The 22290-nt window shown below is 34.2% G+C and carries 18 protein-coding genes; 8 read left to right on the top strand and 10 right to left on the bottom strand.

Annotated features, from left to right (window positions below; all coding sequences use genetic code 11):
- Nucleotides 1-34 precede the first annotated feature (34 nt).
- On the top strand, nt 35-868 hold the full coding sequence (locus tag Q0800_RS02305; RefSeq protein WP_299127254.1) for a hypothetical protein: 834 nt from the start codon (nt 35-37) through the stop codon (nt 866-868).
- On the opposite strand, the gene Q0800_RS02310 is transcribed toward Q0800_RS02305, so the two are convergent.
- From Q0800_RS02310 to Q0800_RS02350, 9 genes are all read right to left on the bottom strand, one after another.
- Nucleotides 851-1108 carry a hypothetical protein gene (locus Q0800_RS02310; protein WP_299127256.1) on the bottom strand — a complete coding sequence of 86 codons (258 nt, stop codon included), beginning with the start codon at nt 1106-1108 and terminating at the stop codon, nt 851-853. The genes Q0800_RS02305 and Q0800_RS02310 overlap by 18 nt on opposite strands.
- A gap of 31 nt (nt 1109-1139) precedes the next feature.
- Nucleotides 1140-1694: a sigma-70 family RNA polymerase sigma factor gene (locus Q0800_RS02315; protein ID WP_299127258.1), complete on the bottom strand. Its 555-nt coding sequence runs from the start codon at nt 1692-1694 to the stop codon at nt 1140-1142.
- Nucleotides 1695-1758: 64 nt separating this feature from the next.
- Nucleotides 1759-2634: a class I SAM-dependent methyltransferase gene (locus Q0800_RS02320; protein WP_299127259.1), complete on the bottom strand. Its 876-nt coding sequence runs from the start codon at nt 2632-2634 to the stop codon at nt 1759-1761.
- Nucleotides 2635-2645: 11 nt separating this feature from the next.
- A complete protein-coding gene (locus Q0800_RS02325; protein ID WP_299127260.1) occupies nt 2646-3080 on the bottom strand; it encodes a hypothetical protein in 435 nt (144 codons plus the stop codon).
- Complete coding sequence (locus tag Q0800_RS02330; RefSeq protein ID WP_299127261.1) at nt 3077-3406, bottom strand: hypothetical protein; 330 nt, start codon at nt 3404-3406, stop codon at nt 3077-3079. The genes Q0800_RS02325 and Q0800_RS02330 overlap by 4 nt, the downstream gene beginning before the upstream one ends.
- Before the next feature lie 60 nt (nt 3407-3466).
- Entirely contained in the window at nt 3467-3970 is a 504-nt protein-coding gene (locus Q0800_RS02335) for an ArsR family transcriptional regulator (RefSeq protein WP_299127263.1), read from the bottom strand.
- A 108-nt stretch (nt 3971-4078) separates the two neighbouring features.
- Nucleotides 4079-6109 (bottom strand): M3 family metallopeptidase, encoded by a 2031-nt coding sequence (locus Q0800_RS02340; protein ID WP_299127266.1) that lies wholly within the window; start codon nt 6107-6109, stop codon nt 4079-4081.
- Nucleotides 6110-6290: 181 nt separating this feature from the next.
- Nucleotides 6291-6770 carry a 5-(carboxyamino)imidazole ribonucleotide mutase gene (gene purE, locus Q0800_RS02345; RefSeq protein ID WP_299127269.1) on the bottom strand — a complete coding sequence of 160 codons (480 nt, stop codon included), beginning with the start codon at nt 6768-6770 and terminating at the stop codon, nt 6291-6293.
- A 3-nt stretch (nt 6771-6773) separates the two neighbouring features.
- Nucleotides 6774-7928: a 5-(carboxyamino)imidazole ribonucleotide synthase gene (locus Q0800_RS02350; RefSeq protein WP_299127270.1), complete on the bottom strand. Its 1155-nt coding sequence runs from the start codon at nt 7926-7928 to the stop codon at nt 6774-6776.
- A gap of 155 nt (nt 7929-8083) precedes the next feature.
- Here Q0800_RS02350 and Q0800_RS02355 point away from each other — a divergent pair, with 155 nt between their 5' ends.
- The 3 genes from Q0800_RS02355 to Q0800_RS02365 all read left to right on the top strand — a co-directional run bounded on the left by Q0800_RS02355 (nt 8084) and on the right by Q0800_RS02365 (nt 10840).
- The gene (locus tag Q0800_RS02355; protein ID WP_299127272.1) at nt 8084-9196 is read left to right on the top strand and encodes an adenylate kinase; all 1113 of its coding nucleotides are present in this window, start codon (nt 8084-8086) and stop codon (nt 9194-9196) included.
- 82 nt (nt 9197-9278) lie between these two features.
- Nucleotides 9279-10277 carry a GTPase ObgE gene (gene obgE, locus Q0800_RS02360; RefSeq protein WP_299127274.1) on the top strand — a complete coding sequence of 333 codons (999 nt, stop codon included), beginning with the start codon at nt 9279-9281 and terminating at the stop codon, nt 10275-10277.
- Nucleotides 10278-10318: 41 nt separating this feature from the next.
- Nucleotides 10319-10840, top strand: a complete 522-nt coding sequence (locus Q0800_RS02365; RefSeq protein WP_299127276.1) for a DUF4136 domain-containing protein — start codon at nt 10319-10321, stop codon at nt 10838-10840.
- Between the two features lie 593 nt (nt 10841-11433).
- Here the strand turns inward: Q0800_RS02365 and Q0800_RS02370 are convergent.
- A complete protein-coding gene (locus Q0800_RS02370; RefSeq protein WP_299127279.1) occupies nt 11434-17637 on the bottom strand; it encodes an MG2 domain-containing protein in 6204 nt (2067 codons plus the stop codon).
- Nucleotides 17638-17787: 150 nt separating this feature from the next.
- Here Q0800_RS02370 and Q0800_RS02375 point away from each other — a divergent pair, with 150 nt between their 5' ends.
- From Q0800_RS02375 to Q0800_RS02390, 4 genes are all read left to right on the top strand, one after another.
- Complete coding sequence (locus tag Q0800_RS02375) at nt 17788-18741, top strand: tetratricopeptide repeat protein (protein ID WP_299127281.1); 954 nt, start codon at nt 17788-17790, stop codon at nt 18739-18741.
- Between the two features lie 117 nt (nt 18742-18858).
- On the top strand, nt 18859-19551 hold the full coding sequence (locus Q0800_RS02380) for a TetR/AcrR family transcriptional regulator (RefSeq protein ID WP_299127284.1): 693 nt from the start codon (nt 18859-18861) through the stop codon (nt 19549-19551).
- On the top strand, nt 19538-21199 hold the full coding sequence (locus Q0800_RS02385) for an ATP-binding cassette domain-containing protein (RefSeq protein WP_299127287.1): 1662 nt from the start codon (nt 19538-19540) through the stop codon (nt 21197-21199). The genes Q0800_RS02380 and Q0800_RS02385 overlap by 14 nt, the downstream gene beginning before the upstream one ends.
- An 11-nt stretch (nt 21200-21210) precedes the next feature.
- Nucleotides 21211-22290 (top strand): biotin/lipoyl-binding protein (locus tag Q0800_RS02390; RefSeq protein ID WP_299127290.1); only part of this gene is annotated, 1080 nt, incomplete at its 3' end.

A 22290-nucleotide genomic window follows, 5' to 3' on the forward strand; every position in this document is an offset into this window, starting at 1 on the left:
TTACGGTTATTAACACATTAGTTATTTTTGTGAGATGAAGTTTATAAAGCCTGTTTTTAACTTTTACCTTAATAGTAGTATTCATGTAGCTTTGGCGGCCTACGCGCTAACTTGGATTACTATAATGGAGTTTGATATTAGTTATGATGAACATCTACTTTATTTTGTTTTTTTTGCGACCATTACGGGTTATAATTTTGTGAAGTTTTTTGGTATTGCACAATTTCATCACAGAAGTTTAACGGATCGGTTAAAGGTTATTCAGATTTTTTCGTTTTTTGCTTTTGTAGCGTTATGTTATTATGGAGCCCAGTTGCAATTAAAAACCTTATTGGTTATTAGTGTATTAGGATTAATAACATTTTTATATGCAGTGCCTCTCATTCCGAAAAAAATATTTATTGATCCTAAGAAAAATTTAAGAGCAGTTGGTGGGCTAAAAATATATCTTATAGCTTTTGTGTGGACGTTTACTACAGTGATTTTACCTTTGGTTAATAATGATGTGTTTATTACTACAGATGCTATTATTACTTGTATTCAGCGTTTTTTATACACCATGGTGTTGATGTTGCCTTTTGAGATTAGAGATTTTAATTATGATAGTATAAAACTTGCCACCATTCCTCAGAAAATTGGCATAAAAAAAACCAAAATTATTGGTGTTTTATTATTGATGGTATTTTTTTTTCTAGATTATTTTAAAGATAACTTGTCTGGCAAATCTATTATGGTAATGTTAATAGTTACCTTTATAACATTACTTTTTTTAGTATTCTCTAGTAAAACTCAATCGAGATATTATAGCGCCTTTTGGGTAGAGAGCTTGCCAGTGATTTGGCTCACAATTTTATTGATGCTTCGCTAATTCTTCTTCGAATTGCTTTTTAATGTTATGACGTTCTTCTTTTTTAAGACAGTTTAAGTCAGACTTTTCTACTAATTCGGTTAACTTATTGTTTTTCTTAACATAAGCCTGTGTTATGCGACACCATGATCGTCTTATGCCCAATTTTAAACGTTCCCAACTAGTGGCTTCTTGGTATTGTGTTTTGTCGCAAATATGTTTTGCTTCCTCACAACTAATAAATAAAGTACTTATCTTCATCTTCTAACTCCGTATAAACGGTATTTGTATTTTAAAACCAATTTTTTTCCATGCAATCAGCTAAAGCAGTTCTTGCTCTGTGAATGATTACCCATAAGTTAGACGCAGTGATATCTAGTCCATTACAAATAGTTTCGGTGTCATGCCCTAAAATTGTTTTCATTTTAAAAACTTCAGCTTGTTTTTTAGGTAACTTTTCTAAACAGTTATGTATAGCGTTTCCTAATTCTGAGTTTTCTAACTTGTCTTCTGCTGTTTTGTCAAAAGGATCTGCGACACGTTCTTCCATCCAATCTCCTTCTGTTTCGGTGTCGCTATTGTAATTCATTCTAACTTCAGCTTTACCTTTGTTAGAATTTATTTTGCGATAGTAATCTATAATTTTTCGTTTTAATATAGATACTAACCAAGTGCGTTCACTAGCTTCACCTTTAAAATTAGCCATGGATTTAAGTCCTGCAAGAAACGTTTCGGACACTAAATCTTGTGCCATATCTCTATCGTTAACTCTAGAGATGGTATAGTTAAATAGGTAGTCTGAATATGATGATATCCAGTTGTTTGGGTTTATATGATGCTTAGCCATTTAAATTTTTCATTGCGGAGCAAAAATACTATAAAAATCCGAAATTAAACTTTGTATGCACCTTTCATTTTGTAGCACTGATGATGTAGTAACCAAGGCTTTTAAGATGTAGTCCAGATAATAAGGCGTAAAAAGATCCTTTTAGGTTATGTAAACTTTCTTTTTTCAGACCTTTTAATCTTAGAACCTTTTTAAGAATAAAACCAGTAATGGCAAAAGGTACATGCAGCACGGAGGGTGCTACTTTAAATGAGGCATCTTCAATCTTAATGGTTTTAAAACCAAGATCTTCAAGCTGTGCTTTTATGTAATAATATGGTTCTAATTTTTCGAGATTCCAATGATTACACAAGTTGTGATAAGCATATGTTCCACCTTTACAAAGGTCATTTCTATCTCTCTTTAAAAAAGCATCTGCAATGACCAATCGTCCACCTGGTTTTAGAATACGATATGCTTCCCTTAAAGACTTATAATTGTGACCAGAATGACAAAGGCTTTCTATGGCAACAGCTGAGTTAAATGAGTTAGACTGAAATGAAGTATCGTTATAATTTTCTTTTAAAATAATTCCGTTTTTACCGTTTAGTAACTCGTTACCCTGTTTTACTTGGAAGTTAGACAAAGTTACACCGTAAGCTATTACGTTTTTATAGTGCTTAAGTGCATGGCGCATGGTGGCTCCCATACCACAGCCTAAATCAATAAGTCGATTTTTTTTGCTCCCAATGTTCAGACGTTTCAATACTTGGGCATTCATTTCATTAAGCATAGAGTCGCGCTTAAAGGGATTGGTTTTAAACGGAATAAAATAACCAAAATGCATATTGTAGTCGTTACTCCAAAATTTATAATCTTCGGTAGCTTCATTATAGAAATCTACTATTTCTATTTGGTTTTGCTCTGAGTGATTTATGAAAGGAATAGTTTGAGTTGTCATGGGTTATTGATTTAGATTGTAGAATATATATTGTAAATAACTAACCAGGTGTATACTACTGCAAAAAGTGTAAAGAGAAAATTCATAAAATAACTTCCCACTTTAAATAATAGCTTTTGAGGGATTTGATACATTGGATAGTAAGCAATTTGAGTGATGACTTTACCTACCCAGTATGCAGCGATAAGACCAGTTAGAGCGATTGCTAATTTTGATCCATTTTTTAAATCTTCAGTAAGAAGAATTGCAATAATTCCAAAGGAAAAGTTTAAGCCTTGAATATAACGACCATAGGTTTTAGCAATTTCTTGATTTAAGGACTTTAGTTGCTTAACATCATTATACCAATCAAATACTTTATGTCTTACATAAGGATAGATAAGTGCGGTGAAGATTTGACCACATCCACCTGCAATGATAAGCCAATTTGGGATTTGAGTTTTCATGGTTTCAGAGTTTTAATGTTATTAAGAAACCATACAAAGTATATAGCAATAGACATTGGGATAAGTATTATGCCAAACCACCAAAGATCATTAAGGTCGATTTTTAAATACCATCCAAAACCATATGTAAGAACTAAAATCCAATACAATGCAAATTGCCTTTTGTGTTTACTATTGAATTTGTTCCAAAAGAAGGCTAGACCAATAGCACTTATAATTTGAATGCCACCAAGAACGACTTGCGCATATAAACCTAATACAATGGTTAAGTAAAGAACACCTGTAATGATTAAAGAAATTTTGTTGAATTGATAGAGTTTTGTCATAATATTGTAGTTTTAATACTTTCAATAAATATTGAAAGTATAGTTTAAAAAAATAGAGTCTTACTTTATCAGCTTAAAAACAGACTTTGTTAACCAGTTCTGTTTTTGATTCACTAACTTATTCATAAGGGTATCTAAATCGTCCGATAATTCTTTTAAAGCTTTGGTTTGTTTTATAAGTTCTTTTGTTTTTTCTGTACCATCATTTTCAATAGAAGAGACCTCATCTAATACTTTAATAACAGGCTTTATTTCTCTACGGCTGCGCTCTTTTGCAACAATACGCGCTAATTCTTGAACGTCTTTTTCAGTGGTAAAGAATTCTTTGCGCTCACCAGATACTAAAACCTTTGTCACAATGCCCCAATCCATCAGTTGCCTTAAATTCATACTTGTGTTGCCGCGAGATATTTTTAGGTCGTGCATAATATCTTCCATAGATAAGGGCTTGGTAGAAATAAAAAGCAATGCTTGTATTTGAGCCATTGCTTTATTTATGCCCCAAAGTGAGCCTAAACTTCCCCAAGTACTAATAAACTTATCTTTTGCTTCTTGATATTGCATAGTACAAAGATATAATAAATTTTAAACTTTCAGTAATTATTGAAAGTTAAATTTTTGAAAATAATAAGGTGTAACGAAAACTGAGGCTAAATATTATGTTAATGTTTTTTATTTTAAAAGCCCAGCACGTCTCAATAAAGCTTCGGGCTTAGGTTCTTGGCCTCTAAATTTTTTGTAAAGCGTCATTGGGTTTTGTGTACCGCCTTGTGATAAAACATAAGTCTTAAATTTATCGGCAACGGTTTTATTAAAAATACCTTCTTCTTTAAAATATTCAAAGGCATCGGCATCTAAAACTTCTGCCCATTTGTAACTGTAGTAGCCAGAAGAATAACCACCTTGAAAGATATGTGCAAAAGCAGTGCTCATGCAGTTCTCTGCCACGTCTGGATAGAGGTTAGTTTCACCAAAAGCTAAAACTTCATAAGCTTTTACATCTTTTATTTGAGATGGATCTACACTATGCCAAGCCATATCTAATAGACCAAAACTCAATTGGCGCAGTGTTTGCATCCCTTCATTAAATGTTGCGGATGCTTTAATCTTTTCGATTAATTCCATAGGAATAACTTCACCAGTTTCATAATGTGTGGCAAACAGCTTTAAGGTCTCTTCTTCGTAACACCAGTTTTCTAAAATCTGACTGGGTAATTCCACAAAATCCCAATATACATTTGTGCCAGATAAACTTGGGTAGGTTGTATTGGCAAGCATGCCATGTAAAGCATGGCCAAACTCATGAAATAAAGTTGTAACCTCATTAAAAGTTAGCAAAGAAGGCTTGCTCTTTGTGGGTTTGGTAAAATTACAGACTATAGAGACGTGTGGTCTTTCATTAACACCGTTTTCTATCTTTTGAGATTTATAGGAGGTCATCCAAGCGCCATTGCGTTTTCCTGCTCTTGGAAAGAAATCCGCATAGAAAATAGATACGAGATTGTTACTAGAATTTACAACTTTATAGGTTAAAACATCGTTGTGATATTTGTCAATAGCATCGACTTCTTCAAAACGCAATCCAAATAATTTCTCAGCTACAGTGAATGCACCATCGATAACATTTTCGAGTTTAAAATAGGGTTTTAATTGCTCGTCGTCTAGGCTGAATAATTTTTGCTTTAACTTTTTGGAATAATAAGCCGAGTCCCATTTTTGTAATTGGTCAATTTGGTCTAAATCTTTTGCAAAGTCTTCGAGCTTTTTAAATTCTTTTTTTGCGGCTGGTTTCGCTTTTTCTAATAGCGCTTTTAAAAACGAATTTACCTGTTCTGGCGTTTCTGCCATGCGTTCTTCTAATACAAAATGTGCATGTGTCCTATAGCCTAGCAATTGTGCACGCTGAAAACGTAAATTTGCAATTTTTAAAACAATAGCTTGGTTGTCTAAGTCATCGTTTTTAAAGCCTTTACTGCCAAAAGCTTTAGATAGTTTTCTTCGCAATTTGCGGTTATCTGCATAAGTCATAAACGGAATGTAACTTGGATAATCTAAGGTGATTAACCAACCGATTTTTCCTTTGCTTTCTGCTAATTGTTTTGCGGCTTCTTTTGCACCTTCTGGTAGTCCAGATACTTCAGACTCTTTAGTTAAGAGCATTTCAAATTTGTTAGTTTCGGCTAAAATATGCTCACCAAACTTTAATTTTAATTGACTTAATTCTTTATCGATGTTGCGTAACTTTTCCTTTTCGGTTTCAGTTAGATTGGCTCCATTTCTAGAAAAACCTTTATATTTTTTATCTAATAGCGTAGATTGTTCGGTGGTTAATTCTAACTTAGATTTAGAATTATAGACTGTTTTTACACGTTTAAATAAATCTTGATTTAATGTTATATCATTACTAAATTCTGATAGTAATGGTGATACCTCTTGTGCTATTTTCTGAATAGCATCATTAGTCTCAGCAGAATTAAGATTAAAGAAAATACTAGAAATTCTGCTTAACTCTTCGCCAGAATAGTCTAAGGTTTCAATGGTGTTTTTAAATGTTGGGTGCTCACTATTGTTAACAATAGCATTAATTTCTAACTTGGCTTTTTCTATAGCGGTTTTAAATGCAGGTAAAAAATCTTCAGTCTTTATCTTAGAGAAGGGTGCTGTGTTATATGGTGTATGGAATACTTTATTTAAAATTGACATGTTTAAATTTTCTTATGAATTTTGATGGCTGAATTACGTTTTAACTCTATTTTAAGTGTTAAAAAAGTTGAACAGTTATTAAACAATTGTTATTTTTATAGACTGTTTGAACAAAATTACCATGTTCTAATGGATTGGTTAATAGCAAAAAAAAGCCTTAATAGATAATGTTAAGGCTTTTTTAGAGCCCTTTTGCAGAATCAATCACCTTAGCTTTTAATCCCTCCTTGTATAGTATTATTTTGTCTAAAACACATTGGTCTGCACTACCTAAAATCTGTGCAGCTAAGATACCAGCGTTTTTAGCTCCATTTAGAGCAACAGTAGCTACAGGCACTCCACCTGGCATTTGTAGGATAGATAAAACAGAATCCCAACCATCAATAGAGTTGCTACTTTTAACAGGCACACCAATAACTGGTAGTGGTGATAACGAAGCTACCATACCAGGTAAATGTGCAGCACCACCTGCACCTGCAACTATAACTTTTATGCCTCTTGTATGTGCGTTTTTTCCGTAATCGAATAACTTATCAGGTGTTCTATGGGCAGAAACTATATCAACTTCTACTTCAATATCAAATCCTTTTAAAATGTCTATAGCGTCTTGCATTACAGGCAAATCGCTTTTGCTTCCCATGATGATTCCAACTTTACTCATGCTTTATTTACTAATTACTTCGATTGTTTGTTTTACTTTTTCGGCTACTTCACGAGCTTTATTAATATCCTTATTTACAATAGTTACGTGTCCCATTTTACGAAACGGGCGCGTTTGTTTTTTACCGTAAATATGCGGTGTAACACCATCCATGGCCATAATGGAGTCAATGTTCTTATAAAGCACATTGCCTTTATGGTTTTCAGCTCCAACCAAGTTTACCATAACTCCTGCAACCTTGCTTTCGGTTTTACCAAGTGGTAAGCCTAAAATGCATCTAATGTGTTGCTCAAATTGATCCGTGTAACTAGCTTCTATACTATAATGACCAGAGTTGTGAGGTCTTGGTGCTACCTCATTAACTAAAATGTTATCATCTTCAGTTTGAAACATTTCTACAGCCAACAAGCCTGTATGCTTAAACGATGCTGCTGTTTTTAGTGCAATCAATTCTGCTTTTTTCGCTATTTCGTTAGGTATTCTTGCAGGACATATTACATATTCCACTTGATTAGCTTCTGGGTGAAATTCCATCTCAACAACCGGATAGGTTTTTAAATCACCATTGGTGTTTCGGGCCACAATAACGGCTAATTCATTCTTAAATGGAATTAAGTCTTCAGTAATACACTCTACGTTTGGTAGATCTACCAAATCGGCTTGGCTTCTCACAACTTTTACACCTTGCCCATCGTAACCAAACCGTGCGCTCTTCCATACAAAAGGGTAGTTGAGTCCGCCATTTTCCGCAGCATCTTCTATTTGCGAGGTGTAAGCAAATCTCACAAAATCTGCTGTGGGAATGCTGTTGTCTCGGTAAAATAATTTTTGTTGTGCTTTGTTTTGTATAATACGTAATGTTTTTGAGGCCGGATAGACTTTAATGCCCATATCTTCTAAGGCTTCTAAAGCATCTACATTAACGTTTTCTATTTCAATGGTTAAAACATCTACAGTTTTCCCAAAATTAATTACAGTATCGTAATCTAGTAAATCGCCAACCGTAAATTCATCACAAGCTAATCTTGCTGGTGCGTCTTTGTTAGGGTCTAAAACACAGGTATAAATATCATATTTGCGCGTGTGGTAAAGCATCATCTTACCGAGTTGTCCACCACCTAAAATACCGAGTTTAAAGTCTGAAGAAAAGTAATTCATAGTTATTTCCCTCCAAAGCGGGAATCTGTTATAAAATTCAACATTAAAATTCCACTACAAAAATAAGCTAATTCTTGCATAAAGTTCTAAAATTAGAAACCAAAAATCTACAAACGTCAATCAATTCATTATCTTTGCATTTCTAAAATAACAACATGCTTATAAAGCTTCACGATTTATATTTTAAACCTTTTATTTCTGAAAAAGAAATAGGCACTATTGTGAAAAATATGGTGGATGCTATCGCAGAAGATTTAGGCGATGAGATGCCTGTGTTTGTAGGTGTTCTTAACGGTTCATTTATGTTTGTAAGTGATTTTGTTAAAAAATATCCTAAATCTTGCGAAGTAACTTTTATAAAATTAGCCTCTTATGAGGGAGTTAAATCTACAGAAGATATACAGCGACTCATTGGCTTAACGCAAGATTTAACAGACCGAACAGTTGTTGTTTTAGAAGATATCATAGATTCTGGTAATACTTTAGAAGAAGTTCATCGTATTTTTAGAAATGAAAACGTAAAGAACTTAATAATTGCAACACTTTTTTATAAGCCAGAAGCCTATGCTAAAGATTTTAAACTTCATTATGTTGGTAAGGAGATCCCAAATAAATTTATTGTAGGTTATGGTTTAGACTATAACGGTTTGGGAAGAGATTTACCAGCCATATACCAATTAAAAACTACACAATACATGATAAATATTGTACTATTTGGCCCTCCAGGTGCAGGAAAAGGGACACAAGCTGAATTTTTAAAAGAAAAATACGACTTGGTTCATATTTCTACAGGTGATGTATTTAGGTGCAACATAAAAAATGAAACGGCCTTAGGTATGTTAGCTAAATCTTACATGGATAAGGGTGCCTTGGTGCCAGACCAGGTAACCATTGATATGTTAAATAAAGAGGTGGAGAAAAATACCGATGCTAACGGCTTTATTTTTGACGGTTTCCCAAGAACTGATGCCCAAGCTAAAGCATTAGATAATCTTATGGACAGCAAAGATTCTCAGATTAACGCTATGGTAGCATTAGAGGTTGATGATGAGGTTTTAGTGCAACGTTTATTAAAACGAGGAGAAACTAGTGGAAGAGCCGATGATGCCGATGAAGGTATTATAAGAAATCGTATTAAGGAGTACTATAATAAAACCGCGATTTTAAAAGATTACTATTCTGAACAAAACAAATATTTTGGGGTAGATGGAGTAGGAAGTATAGAGGCTATTACGGAACGATTGAGCAATGTTTTAGACAAGCTATAATCTGTTATTCCTACCAAGGAAGGAATGCCATGAATTATTCGAAATTTAATTAAAAAGATTCCTGTTTTCACGGGAAGTAATCATGACTGAAGGAAATTTTGTTGATTATGTAAAAATGCATGTCTCTTCTGGGAACGGAGGTAAAGGTTCTATGCATTTGCATCGCGAAAAATATATACAAAAAGGTGGGCCAGATGGTGGAGATGGTGGTCGTGGAGGTCATGTAATTATTAGAGGAAATCCTAACCTCTGGACCTTAATTCATTTAAAATTTAAGCGTCATATCAAAGCTGGTCATGGTGCGCATGGAAGCTCTGGTAGAAGCACAGGTGCAGATGGTGAAGACGCTGTAATAGAAGTGCCACTTGGTACTGTTGTAAAAGATACCGAAACTGATAAGGTTCTTTTTGAAATTACTGAAGAGGGAGAAGAAAGGATTGTAGCAGAAGGTGGTAAAGGTGGCCGAGGCAATTGGCATTTTAAAAGTTCTACAAACCAGACACCACGCTATGCACAACCAGGCATTCCTTTAGAGGAAAAGGATATTACAATTGAGTTAAAAGTATTAGCAGATGTTGGTTTAGTTGGTTTTCCTAATGCAGGAAAATCGACCTTATTATCGGTTTTAACGTCCGCAAAGCCTAAGATAGCTGATTACGAATTTACAACCTTAAAACCAAATCTAGGCATTGTAAAGTATCGCGATTTTCAATCCTTTGTTATGGCAGATATTCCTGGGATTATAGAGGGAGCTGCAGAAGGTAAAGGTCTTGGTTACTACTTTTTAAGGCATATAGAACGTAATTCAATCTTATTATTTTTAATTCCGGCAGATGCCAAGGATATCGTTGAGCAATATGAGATTTTAGTGGATGAGCTTAGGCGTTACAACCCAGAAATGCTAGATAAAGAACGTTTTGTTTGTATTTCTAAATCTGATATGTTAGATGACGAATTGAAATCTGAAATTTCTACTATTTTAAATAAAGATTTAGAATGTGCGTATATGTTTATTTCTTCAGTTGCTCAGCAAGGTTTAACTGAACTGAAGGATAAACTTTGGAAAATGCTAAATTCTTAGAACCGCATAACTCTGCATAATTTTGTATCTTTAAAATAAAAATGCGTTCTCTAAAATTTACACTCTTATTTTTGCTAACAGTGTCTTGTGGTACACTAGTTAATTACGATTACGAAAAGTCAACAGATTTTAATCAATATAGAACCTATAACTATTTTGATGATATGGAGACAGGTTTAAGTCAGCTAGACTATAAGCGAATGATGCGCGCTATTGACGCTAAATTAGCTACTATGGGTTTAATACGTTCTGATAACCCAGATTTCTTTATCGATATACAAAGTGAGGACGTAATAAATAGAAATAACTCGACCGTTGGCGTAGGTGCTGGTGGTGGTGGAGGAGGTGGCTTTGGTGGTGTTTCTGTTGGTATTCCTATTGGTAGAGGTCAAAGCACAAGGCAAATTGTTATTGATTTTGTAGATAAGTCTCAAGATGAAAAATTATTTTGGCAAGCCATAAGCGAAAGTAGTTATAAGCCAAATGCATCTCCTGAAAAGCGCGAGGAAACCTTTGCGAAGCTCGTCGAGAAAATATTTGATGGGTATCCACCAAAAAAATGATGGTAGTCATTAATTAAGGTGTTTTAAGTTGTAATACTATTAGTCAAATAAGCATCTGTATTTGTCTCTGTAGCCAAATAAAACTAAAATATTTAATACCAACAAAATAGTTCCGTCTAAGATTCTGCCAAGATGTAAATAGCATGAAATAAAAAGGCATCTATAGAGACACTCATAAGAATAATGGCTAACAATGCACCATATTTATTGATCATAAACGCTAAGCCAATTGTAAATTCTCCCGATACCTGCGAGAATTAGTATTTTAGAATTTGATAAAGCTTCAAAATATGTTGCGGCATTACCATATAATTTAGGTATCGGTATAAAATTTATCAATTTGTTTAGTCCGACAATGAGTAAAAAAATGCCAAGTAAAATTCTAATAATCCTAAAAACTTTTAGACTTATAATCGTTTAACTTTCTGGTTAGTATGTTGCTTAGGTCGTGATGTAATAGAAGAACTGAGATTGATATGTCATTGCTAGGACGAAGGGTGCGGCAACCTTAAACAAACAGATTACTAAGCTTCGCTCTCAATGTCGATTTAAATTTTCATTGCTTGCACCTCTGCGAGAAAAACAAGAAAAGACTAGTCCACCACAACCCTAACGCCCTCAGAATGGCTGCTAAATTCTGGAGCATACATCGATTGAATTGTACTAATGCCACTACTCATATCACCAGCATTGTTTACTCTTAAGTCGTATTCAAAAACATAAACACCTTTTGTTAAATAGTCGATAAAAAAGTTTGTAGCAGCATCTTTAGTGCTTTCATAATAGCCTAAACCATCTTGCCATTTGTATTGTGATAACACATTTAGAGGCTCAAAACCAGCGGCACGCATATCCTTAAGATGTACAAATTCCATAGATCGATCCGTTCTCAATTCTATACGAACTCTTACTAAATCACCAACATGAAGTTTCGTATCTGTTGTGATTTCCGAGGTTTCTTCTCCTTTGTCAGTATTTGTTTTCAAGAAGAGTTTTTTACTTAGCTTCAATGGATTTTCTGTCCCGCTAGCTGTCGGGATAATTTTATCTAAGTCTTCAAAGTATTGCCAGTATAAAGCTCCCCAAGCAATACCCTTACCCTTTTTGGTAATGGTGACATTGGCTTGTTCAGGTTTAATGTCAGATCCTGTCCATGAGGTTTTATAATAACCTGTTCTGGCTTCAAGCTTTACATTTTCTAATGCTTCTGGTGATATGTTTTCATTACCAACCTTTACATCTACCATCTCTGTCACATCTAGCCAAGAGCTACCTTGTAACAGTAGAGCATAAACTGCTTCTGTAGTAGCTTTGGTGGTTTTCCATTGATTAGTCTGTTTATTTTTAAGCAACCATATTTTAAGGTTGTCCACAATTTTTGTAGTCACATTTTGCGCTTCGACTGCGCTCAGCGAGACATCGTAACTACCAACACCAATTTCAGAAAAGGCCTCAATCAAAAGTGCTTGGGTTTCAATAGGTGCTTGGTACCAATGCCATGAGTTGGTGTTGGCTTTCCAATACATGCCTAGTTCATCAGACGAGATACTATTCTCTTTAAGGGATTTTAAGATTTTACCAGCTGTTTTGTCATCGTTCATACGATACATAGTTAAACTCATAAGACCTTTGGCATAAAGTGATCGTTTTAACCAGTATTTTTTAACCTGGTCTTTATAATACTCCATGACTTGTCCTGCCTCTTTAGAAGACTTAACTTCTGGGTAAAAACTACGGACATATAAGTAATGTAGTTGTGTGTAGGATAGGTGGTCTTTACTTAAATCTATATCTTTATTGTACTTTCTAAGGTCTTTATATTCTTTTATAAATTCCTGATCTAGGTATTGGATAGCCTTGGTAACCATTTGCATCTCGACTGCACTCGATGTGACATTTAGGTGTTTCAAGTGACCAAACCCAGAAATAATGTGTTGTGTTATGTAACGGTTAGTTCTTCCGCCATTAAACCATGGCCATCCACCAGTTGGTGATTGATTTTGTTTCAGTTTTCTTAAGGACGAGCTAAGTTCAGCATTCATTTTATTAAGGTCGAAAAGTAAACCGATTCGCTTCTTTTGTTCACTTTCAGACTGTGCGTCACGTAACCAAGGTGTTTCTTGAATTAAAAGTGATTTTAATTCTTGATTTTTCTCAAGGTTTGACAAAAGACTTTTGGCTGAGGTACTCGAAGCCCACTGGTTAAAAACGGCTTCAATCTTTGGGTTGGATCTAACAATATGTTGCGCCAATGCATTGGCATAGTATCTTGAAAAAGTTTGCTCGTTACAGTCATAAGGATACTCCATGAGGTATGGCAAAGCTTGGACAGCATACCAAGCCGGATTAGAGGTCATTTCTAAGGTCAACTTATGATTGGTTAAACTTGTAGAATTATTGTTTCTGAGTTTGTCTAGTGTAAAGGTTTTTGATTCGTTAGAGCGTATCCACATCGGTAGTGTTTCAGTAACTAACATTCGATTAGATAATACAGGTAATACATTTTGCTCACCATCGCTGAATTCGCCAGCTTTAGCAATAACTTTATATTGTACGGCTTGAGTTCCTTTGGGAATAGTTAAATTCCAACGGACTTGTGTATTGCCTTTAGCTTCAACTGAAAAAGAAGCCCCTTCTAACTTCCACAGAGGGGAAGAACTGAGCAGTATTGCGGATAAATCTTTATCTGTAAATGGATCGGTTAATATTAGTTGTGCTACACCAGAAAGTGCTTTATCCGTAAGATTAGCAATCTTAGTACTAATGGTAATTTGGTCACCTTCCCTTAAAAAACGTGGAGCATTAGGTATGACCATTAACTCTTTTTGAGTTACTGCTTCCAATTGCGTTACTGCACTTTCTAGGGTTTTGGTATGTGCTAAGAGTTGTAATTTCCATTGGGTTAACGCTTCTGGAGCAGTAAAATTGAAACTTACATTACCTTCTGCATCGGTTTGTATTTTCGGGAAGAAGAATGCGGTTCCGTTGAGGTTTTTTCTAACTAATATTTCACTTGATAGATTAGGTAGTTTTTCTACCATACTAGCTATTATTTTACCATTACTCAATGTATCATATTTAATATTATCAATAGTTGTTTTTTGACCGTTGTCAGCTTTAATTTTACCCTTTGTATATACATTCCCTTTGTAGTTATTAAAATCATTGAATTTTTGATCAACATTAGCTTGAGGTGCTGCTAAATAATCAATACCAGCATCAGTTTCTTCAATTTCATATAAAACATTATCAGCAACTTTTATTGTTCTAATCATTTGATATTCAGTTAACCCAAAATAAAACCCAAACCAATTTAATTGGTCATAATTTTGATTAGAGTAGTTTCCTGCATAGACAAAACGATTAAACAATCTAAAACCAGTATTACCAAAACTTTGTCTAGCATTTTTGTTTATTCTGCCGAAATAAGAAGGTCTATTTATTGGGTTAAAGCTCCAGTTATGTGCTCTAAATTCATCCAACGATGCATCGTACATGCTTGCTAATAACTCAGCAGATACTTTATCGCCTTTAGGCCCTTTTATTTTAAAGCTCCAAGTTTCGTCTTGTCTTGGTTGTAGCTTATCTCTAAAGGTAGAAGTTTCAATCTCTAAATCTGTTTTTGGATAAGGTACATTAACCCTAAAACTTTGAGGTAAATAGGAGTTAAATGCTGCTGAGCTTGTGTGGACTTTAAAGCCACCTAGGTCATTCTCTGAAACTGGGATGCTTATGGTTTGTTTTGAGTCATTGAGTTGTACCAGTTGTGTCTTTATAATTTCACCATCTTTTTCAACTTCAACAGTCACTGTAATATCTTTTGCAGCAGAACCTAAAGTTAATTTGGCGATGTCTCCAGCCTTGTAACTTTCCTTGTCTAAAGACGCTTCAAACAATTGGTGGTCTGCAACTGTTTTGTCTGAGTGGCTAAATAAAGAGGTAATAGTTTCTGCCTTAACTGATTGCTCAAATTTGTCTTGGCTTTCTGCAATAATGATGTACTTACCAGACTCCCATTTCTTTATTTTTTTTAGTGTTATGGTCTTTTCTTTTTCTGTGTTAAAATCTTTACTAAAGACTTCTTTGCCTTTTTTCCAATTGGTTAATTGATGTTCATTATTATAAGGATCGTGTGGAAATAGCCGTTGAAATTCTTCTTTGGGAATAACTTGGTAATCTGGTGCATTCCAAGGTCTAGGTCTAAGTACATGATTTGGTGCATTAAGCTTAAAAACCTTTAAGGTGCCTTTTGCAGGAATGTCTTCTCCATTAAGGTTTTTTGATACTAACGCAATGTCGATTTCCTTTTTAGATTTATCAATAGTTTGAGCTGCTATAATATTCAGCGTCATGGCATGATAACCGACATTCACAATTGTAGATGTGCTTCGAGTTTCGCCATTTATGTCTGTAACATCTGCAGTGACTTCATACCTAAAAATTGGAAGGTTGTCTTTTGCGACACTTTCATCAGGAATGGCTTTAAAGGTGATTTTAAACTCACCTTTGTCATCTGTTGCCCCTTCACCAAAAGTGATTTCCTGAGCTTCCGAGTTATAGTAATTAGGGCGTCTCCAGTACCACCAATTAGGATATTGCACTTGGCGTTTTACACGATATATTACTTTTGCATCTGTAATGTTGCTGCCAGCAAATGCTATGGCTTTTCCTTTAACGGTAATACTATCGTTAACCTTGAAGGTTTGGGTAATGGGTTGAAACTCTGGTTTAAATTTGGGGCGTTTGTATTCTTCAACTGAAAAGTTGGCGTACCCTCTCGTTTTACAGATCATTTCTATTGAATAGTTACCTGTTAGCTCATCGTTAGGTAAGATAAATTCACCACTAACCGAACCATATGCATTTGTGACTAAAGGTAACTCATTAAGTACGTCTCCGTTTACATTTTTCAGCTTAACCGTTACTGTTTCATTGGCATAAACTTCTGACTTTCCATCTTTGGTTGTGGTTGCTATGCCTTTAAAATAAGCGGTTTGGCCAGGTCTGTAAATACTTCGATCCGTAAATAAAAAGACATTGTATTTTGTGTCGTTGTTTTGTTGTCGCTCATAGCTTCTGCCGATATTATAATTTCCAAAAAAGGCAATCTCATTTTTGTAGTCTGCTTTGATCTCTAATGCTCTGTAATAGTTGTTGTCTTTTTTAAACTGAAACGTTCCCAAACGATCTGTTGTTAGCTTTTTTGTAAACTGTTTGTTTCTATTGTTTGTGTAGGTGAGGTTAATAACAGCGTCTTTAATTGGTGCTCCATTAGTTCTATTGATAAGCTGATAGTTTACCATATCATTTTCAGCACTTTCAATTAAAGCCATGTCTATAACCTGTATGTGCGCCACAGCAAACACCTTTTCTTTGGTGTCTGTGTCTGCCTTGATGAGGTATAAACCGTTTGCTAATTCTGGAATAACAATTTCTGTACGATGTTCTTGATAATCGCCTTCAGATTTTAATGAACTAGAAAATGACTTAACTGGCTTAAGTGTTTTAAAGAATTTTTCTTGATCTTGCGCATTGTAACTTTTGTTGAATGTTTCGAGTTGGTTTCTGTCAACTTTATAAATCTTGCAATCAAGAGCCTCTAAGTTTCTGTAATTGACTAAAATTCGAGATGCGGTTTTGATAGGAATAAATGCTTCAGCTTGAAGGCGCAAACTTGGCAAAAGGATCTGTTGTTTTAAGACTTCGCATTGTTTGGCTCCATCACTTTTTGGATATTTTGAAATCACAGTATTACATAGTTCCAAGGCGTCTTTTAACTTCCAACGATGGGTTTCGTCAATTTCTTCCAGATCTGTGTTGCTGTTGTACTGACTTCCTAATGCTTTGTAAACTTTGGCGATCTCAAAATTGTATAATGCAGATTGTGGCAACTCTTTTAAAGCTTCGGCTTTAGTGTTCAAAGTCTGTATTAATAAATTGTTTTTGTTATTAAAAGTTGCATTTTGCTTAATAAATAGTAAGTGTTCTATATCTACTGAGACAAAGGCTTTAGAGCTCTGATCTTTACGATGAGATTTTAAAAGATTTTGGTAAACTTTTAAAGCATTAAGTTGTAATGATAAAGAATCTTTAGCGCTTAAGTTTAGATTGATGAATTGCTCACTATCACCAATTAATGCTTTGTCTTCAATTTTAAATTTATAGGAAGGCTGAGCGATGCTGTTTTCTGGAGTTTTATAGAATTGAAGTGCATTATGACTTAATAGATCAAATAATGTTGGTCTATATTCTTTGGAGTCTTTAGCTTCGTTTAAAAGTACGTTATACTGTTCTAAAGACTCTTGCTGAAGTATTAATCTGTTTTCTAACGAGCGCTGGTAATACACATTAATTTCCTTAAACAAGGTTTCTAAAGCCCAAGTTCTAAAGTCATCACTTAGCTTTTCTGAAGTTTTTGTTCTATTATAAAATTTATAGCGATTTTGTTGAAAATACTGCCAATATAAAGTTGCAAGTATATTTTCTAAAAGGTGCTTAGTTACAATATTCCCGGTCTGTTTAATTTTAGATTTAAAATTATTGACAATGCTAAGTTGTGCATCTTCTTCTAGAATAAGCATGTATTTGCTCTTGTAGAGTAAAGCCTTAATCTGCTGTTGCTCGTTATTAGTCTTAACGGCATCGTTGTAAATAGTGTCAACTAATTCTGAAGCGCTTTTTGTAAGGCCGTCCTTTTCGAGTTTTTCAACTTTTTTCCAGTCGTCTTTAAATCCTTTTTGGGCATTAGAGAAGGTAGCAAAGCAAATAAGTATCAGTGATGCGAGGTAAGTTTTCATGTTTGTTCAATTGTGTCTAAAAATACTTTCAAAAGGTATTCCAAAAAGTGTATAACATAGCTAAACTATGGTTTCAGTGAGTTAAGTTACGCAATTTGTGAGTGAAAGGCCTCGTTATTAAATTGTATTTTTACCGAAACGTACCCAATTATGAAAAGATGCTTCTGTATTTTGTTTATGACCTCATTTTGTTTTTCGCAGTCCACTTTGGATAATGCAAAGACCTATATAGATCAGAAAAAATTTGAGAAAGCACAACAAGAGGTGGAAACCTTTATAGCATCCCATCCTTATGATAAAGAGGCTATTGAACTTTTAGGAGACGCTTATGGACATCAAAAAAAGTGGGACGAAGCTATTATACAATACGAAAAACTTAAAAATAAAGAGCCTAATAATGCTGATTACCATTACAAGTATGGAGGAGCGTTAGGTATGAAAGCCCTCTCTATCAGTAAGCTAAAAGCTTTAGGTATTATAAGCGATGTAAAAGATGCATTTTTAAAAGCAGCAGAATTAGATCCAAATCATATAGATACACGCTGGGCTTTGGTAGAACTTTATGTATCGCTCCCTGGTATTGTTGGTGGAAGTAATTCTAAAGCCTTAAAGTATGCCAATGAGCTACAAAAACTTTCTAAAGTAGATGGTTATTTGGCAAAAGGCTACGTCTATGAATATGATGACGAACCAGAATTGGCAGAAAAATATTATAGACTTGCTATTAAAGTTGGTGGTTCGGTAACTTGTTATGAAAAACTGACCAATTTTTACCAAAGCCAAAACCAACCAGAGAAAGCTATAGGTACTATTGAAAAAGCACATCAGAAGCATCAGCGTAATGCCATGCATTATCAAATTGGAAAAGTATGTGCGGATTATAACCTTCAATTAAATAAAGGGGAGAAATGTCTTAAAGCGTATTTAAGTAATCATTCTGCAAAGGATGGTGTGCCTAAGGCTTGGGCTTATTATAGATTAGCTCAGATTCATAAACATAAAAACAATAAGACTGAAGCCTTAAAATGGATCAATAAAGCCATTGCTGGTCTGCCAAAGATCAAAGTCTTTAAGGAAGAGAAGACTTCTATTTCAAAACTTTAAGTCGGTATACATTACTATTAGTTATACAATCTATTAAAAATATTAATAGGCTAAATATTTGTTAAATTATCAATTTTGATAGTATTACTATTATCTTTGCGTTCAAATATTTTATGCATGATTAGTTTACTCTCTAATTTAAAAATAGCAGTACCAGATAAGATTTTCATTAAAGATCCTGAATCCTCAAATTTAGGTAAGCGCATTATAGAGCACAGTATTCTGTTAATTGACGATATTGGTTTTGATAGTTTTACATTTAAGAAGTTAGGTTCTAAGATTGGTTCTAACGAAAGTTCTATTTATCGTTATTTTGAGAGTAAGCACAAATTGCTTCTCTATTTAACGTCTTGGTATTGGGCTTGGATAGAGTATCAGTTAGTATTTGCTACGCATAATGTACAAGATAATAAAGAACAGTTAAATAAAGCTATTGAAGTTGTTACCAGAACCATAAAAGAAGATTTAACCTTTACACATATTAATGAGGTTGTTCTCAATAGGATTATTATTAATGAATATTCAAAATCTTTCCTAACTAAAGAAGTTGACAGCGAAAATAAAGAAGGATATTTTGTTGTTTACAAGCGTTTAATTAGACGCTTAAGTGAAATTTTTACAAATATAAATTCTAACTATGAATTTCCTCTAAGTTTAGCAAGTACTATCGTAGAAGGTGCTTTGCATCAACATTTCTTAAAAGCGCATTTTAGCTCTATTACTGATTGTGGCAAAGATGTAACGCCAACAGAGTTTTTTATTAACCTTACCCAAAACGTTTTAACGCCAATTACAAATGGATCAAAATAAACCACTCTTAACCCCTTGGCAACGATTTATAGGGATTCTAAAATTAGAAAAAAAGGATTTATTACAGGTTATATACTATGCCGTATTTTCTGGTCTTATAAGTCTTACGTTACCACTAGGTATACAAGCTATAATAAACTTAATACAAGGTGCCCAAGTCAGTACCTCTTGGATTGTTCTGGTTATTTTGGTCACCTTAGGAGTCGTCTTTGTTGGTATATTACAATTAATGCAAATGCGAATAATAGAAACGGTACAGCAACGTATCTTTATGCGTGCTTCGTTTGAGTTTACGTATCGTTTTCCAAAGATAAAAATGAACGAACTACGCAACTACTATCCACCAGAGTTGGCCAATCGTTTTTTCGATGTATTAACCGTACAAAAAGGATTAGCAAAATTATTAATTGACGTGCCTGCGGCTGTTTTGCAGATTGTCTTTGCATTAATCCTTCTGTCATTTTACCATCCATTTTTTATTGCATTTGGTGTATTGTTAATTGTATTAATATACATCGTATTTAAGTTTACAATACAAAAAGGTATGCAGACTAGCCTAATTGAGTCTAAGAAAAAATATATGGTAGCACACTGGATTCAAGAAGTTGCCAGAGCCATTACTAGTTTTAAGATTTCTGGTAGAACCTCATTGGCTTTAGAGAAGAATGACAAATTGGTAAATGGTTATTTAGAAGCAAGAGAAAGTCACTTTAAAATTTTAGTCATTCAATTTATTCAAATGATAGGATTTAAAGTTGTTGTTACCGCTGGTTTATTAATAATTGGAGGGCTTTTGGTACTTAGTCAGGAGATGAATATTGGACAGTTTGTTGCGGCAGAAATTATTATTTTATTGGTTATTGCATCCGTAGAAAAACTAATACTTGGGCTAGAATCATTCTATGATGTATTAACATCTTTAGAAAAAATGGGGCAAGTTGTAGACAAAAAAATAGAGCCACAAGATGGCATTAAAGTAGAAGACGCAGAAAGTCTAAAGATTGAGCTCGATAAGATTACCTATGAAGTACCAAATAGAACGCTACCCATTTTAAAGAATGTGTCTATGACGATTAATCCGTCTAGTCGCATATTAATACAAGGACCGAGTGGCTCAGGTAAATCTAGTTTGTTACGAATGATTTCTGGCATTATAGAACCAACCAAAGGACGGATTTATGTTAATGATGAATATATTCAAAATCTTCATCTTAATAATTACAGATCTTGTTTAGGGTTATCACTTGCAGAAGAAACACCATTTGAAGGAAGTATAAGAGATAACCTTACACTAACAAATACCAATATTAGCGACCAAGAAATTCATAATGTCATTGAGACCGTAGGGCTGAGAAGTTACCTCAAAGAAACAGAGCGAGGATTAGAAACTATAATCTACCCAGAAGGAAAGCAAATGTCGTTTACAATAGCTAAAAAAATGATCTTAGCAAGGGCAATTTTAAAGAAGCCAAAAGTACTTGTGCTAGAAGAACCTTTAGAGCATTTTGAAGCTACCGAGGCAAAGCGAATTATTAAAGCATTAACGGCACCTGAAAATCCTTGGGCTCTCATTGTTGCTAGTTTTAATAAAGATTGGACGAGTGAATGTACAAATGTTATTAATCTAAATAATGGTGAAATTATCTAAATTCTAAAGCTATGTTGAATATATCTAAAAACCCAATTAACCAACAGGTTGATTTATCAGATTACAACTCTAGCAAAAGAGTTTGTAATAAGTCCTATTATAAATATTTTAATCGTTTTTTACTTGCGTTTGCCATCATTGGCGTTATCATTCTGTTTTTGCCTTGGACACAAAATATAACCGGAAGAGGTAATGTTACCACCTTAACACCAGGTCAGAGGCCACAAACCATTCAGTCTCAAATACCAGGACGTATAGAGAAATGGTATGTAAGGGAAGGAGATCAGGTTAAAAAGGGAGATACCATTATGCAAATTTCAGAAGTAAAAAGTGAGTATTTTGACCCTAATTTGGTGGAACGAACTGCACAACAGCGCGATGCTAAAGCTTTTTCTGTAAAGTCTTATGAACAAAAAGTACAGGCTAATGATGTTAGAATTTCAGCCTTACAAAATGAAAGAGTACTTAAGCTAAAACAGGCTAGAAATAAGTTATTGCAATCCAAATTAAAGGTGCAGGCAGATAGTATAGATTTAGAAGCAGCCGATACTAATTTAAGAATTGCACTGACCAAATATAATCGAGCAGATACACTATTTGCAGACGGTTTTACAGCATTAAAAAATGTTGAAGATGCTAGAGTAAAGCTACAAGAGACACAGGCAAAGCGTATTTCGCAAGAAGCAAAGTTATTAGCAAGCAGAAATGAAGTTATTAATGCCCAAGTAGAAATTTCTAGAATTAGTGCTGAGTATTCGGATAAAATTTCAAAAGCACAAAGCGATAAGTTTACGGCCCAATCTAGCCAGTTTAATTCAGAGGCTGAGGTTCAAAAATTAGAAAATCAATACTCTAATTATAAAATAAGAAATAGCCTTTTATACATAACAGCACCTTATGATGGTTTTATAAATAAAGCCTTAAGAGGTGGAGTAGGAGTAACATTTAAAGAAGGTGAAGAATTAGTAGGGTTAATACCAGAAAAAGTAGACCTAGCTGTAGAAACCTTTGTAGAGCCTATAGATTTACCTTTAATTCATAAAGGAGAGAAAGTCCGAGTACAGTTTGATGGCTGGCCAGCCATAGTATTT

The sequence above is a fragment of the uncultured Winogradskyella sp. genome (genome assembly GCF_937958655.1).
In the GTDB taxonomy this organism is placed as follows: Bacteria; Bacteroidota; Bacteroidia; order Flavobacteriales; family Flavobacteriaceae; genus Winogradskyella.

What these genes read in the sequence shown, in the direction of transcription:
- Q0800_RS02305 (WP_299127254.1), top strand. Translation starts at nt 35, where the DNA reads ATGAAGTTTATAAAGCCTGTTTTTAACTTTTACCTTAATAGTAGTATT.
- Q0800_RS02310 (WP_299127256.1), bottom strand. Translation starts at nt 1,108, where the DNA reads ATGAAGATAAGTACTTTATTTATTAGTTGTGAGGAAGCAAAACATATT.
- Q0800_RS02315 (WP_299127258.1), bottom strand. Translation starts at nt 1,694, where the DNA reads ATGGCTAAGCATCATATAAACCCAAACAACTGGATATCATCATATTCA.
- Q0800_RS02320 (WP_299127259.1), bottom strand. Translation starts at nt 2,634, where the DNA reads ATGACAACTCAAACTATTCCTTTCATAAATCACTCAGAGCAAAACCAA.
- Q0800_RS02325 (WP_299127260.1), bottom strand. Translation starts at nt 3,080, where the DNA reads ATGAAAACTCAAATCCCAAATTGGCTTATCATTGCAGGTGGATGTGGT.
- Q0800_RS02330 (WP_299127261.1), bottom strand. Translation starts at nt 3,406, where the DNA reads ATGACAAAACTCTATCAATTCAACAAAATTTCTTTAATCATTACAGGT.
- Q0800_RS02335 (WP_299127263.1), bottom strand. Translation starts at nt 3,970, where the DNA reads ATGCAATATCAAGAAGCAAAAGATAAGTTTATTAGTACTTGGGGAAGT.
- Q0800_RS02340 (WP_299127266.1), bottom strand. Translation starts at nt 6,109, where the DNA reads ATGTCAATTTTAAATAAAGTATTCCATACACCATATAACACAGCACCC.
- purE (WP_299127269.1), bottom strand. Translation starts at nt 6,770, where the DNA reads ATGAGTAAAGTTGGAATCATCATGGGAAGCAAAAGCGATTTGCCTGTA.
- Q0800_RS02350 (WP_299127270.1), bottom strand. Translation starts at nt 7,928, where the DNA reads ATGAATTACTTTTCTTCAGACTTTAAACTCGGTATTTTAGGTGGTGGA.
- Q0800_RS02355 (WP_299127272.1), top strand. Translation starts at nt 8,084, where the DNA reads ATGCTTATAAAGCTTCACGATTTATATTTTAAACCTTTTATTTCTGAA.
- obgE (WP_299127274.1), top strand. Translation starts at nt 9,279, where the DNA reads ATGACTGAAGGAAATTTTGTTGATTATGTAAAAATGCATGTCTCTTCT.
- Q0800_RS02365 (WP_299127276.1), top strand. Translation starts at nt 10,319, where the DNA reads ATGCGTTCTCTAAAATTTACACTCTTATTTTTGCTAACAGTGTCTTGT.
- Q0800_RS02370 (WP_299127279.1), bottom strand. Translation starts at nt 17,637, where the DNA reads ATGAAAACTTACCTCGCATCACTGATACTTATTTGCTTTGCTACCTTC.
- Q0800_RS02375 (WP_299127281.1), top strand. Translation starts at nt 17,788, where the DNA reads ATGAAAAGATGCTTCTGTATTTTGTTTATGACCTCATTTTGTTTTTCG.
- Q0800_RS02380 (WP_299127284.1), top strand. Translation starts at nt 18,859, where the DNA reads ATGATTAGTTTACTCTCTAATTTAAAAATAGCAGTACCAGATAAGATT.
- Q0800_RS02385 (WP_299127287.1), top strand. Translation starts at nt 19,538, where the DNA reads ATGGATCAAAATAAACCACTCTTAACCCCTTGGCAACGATTTATAGGG.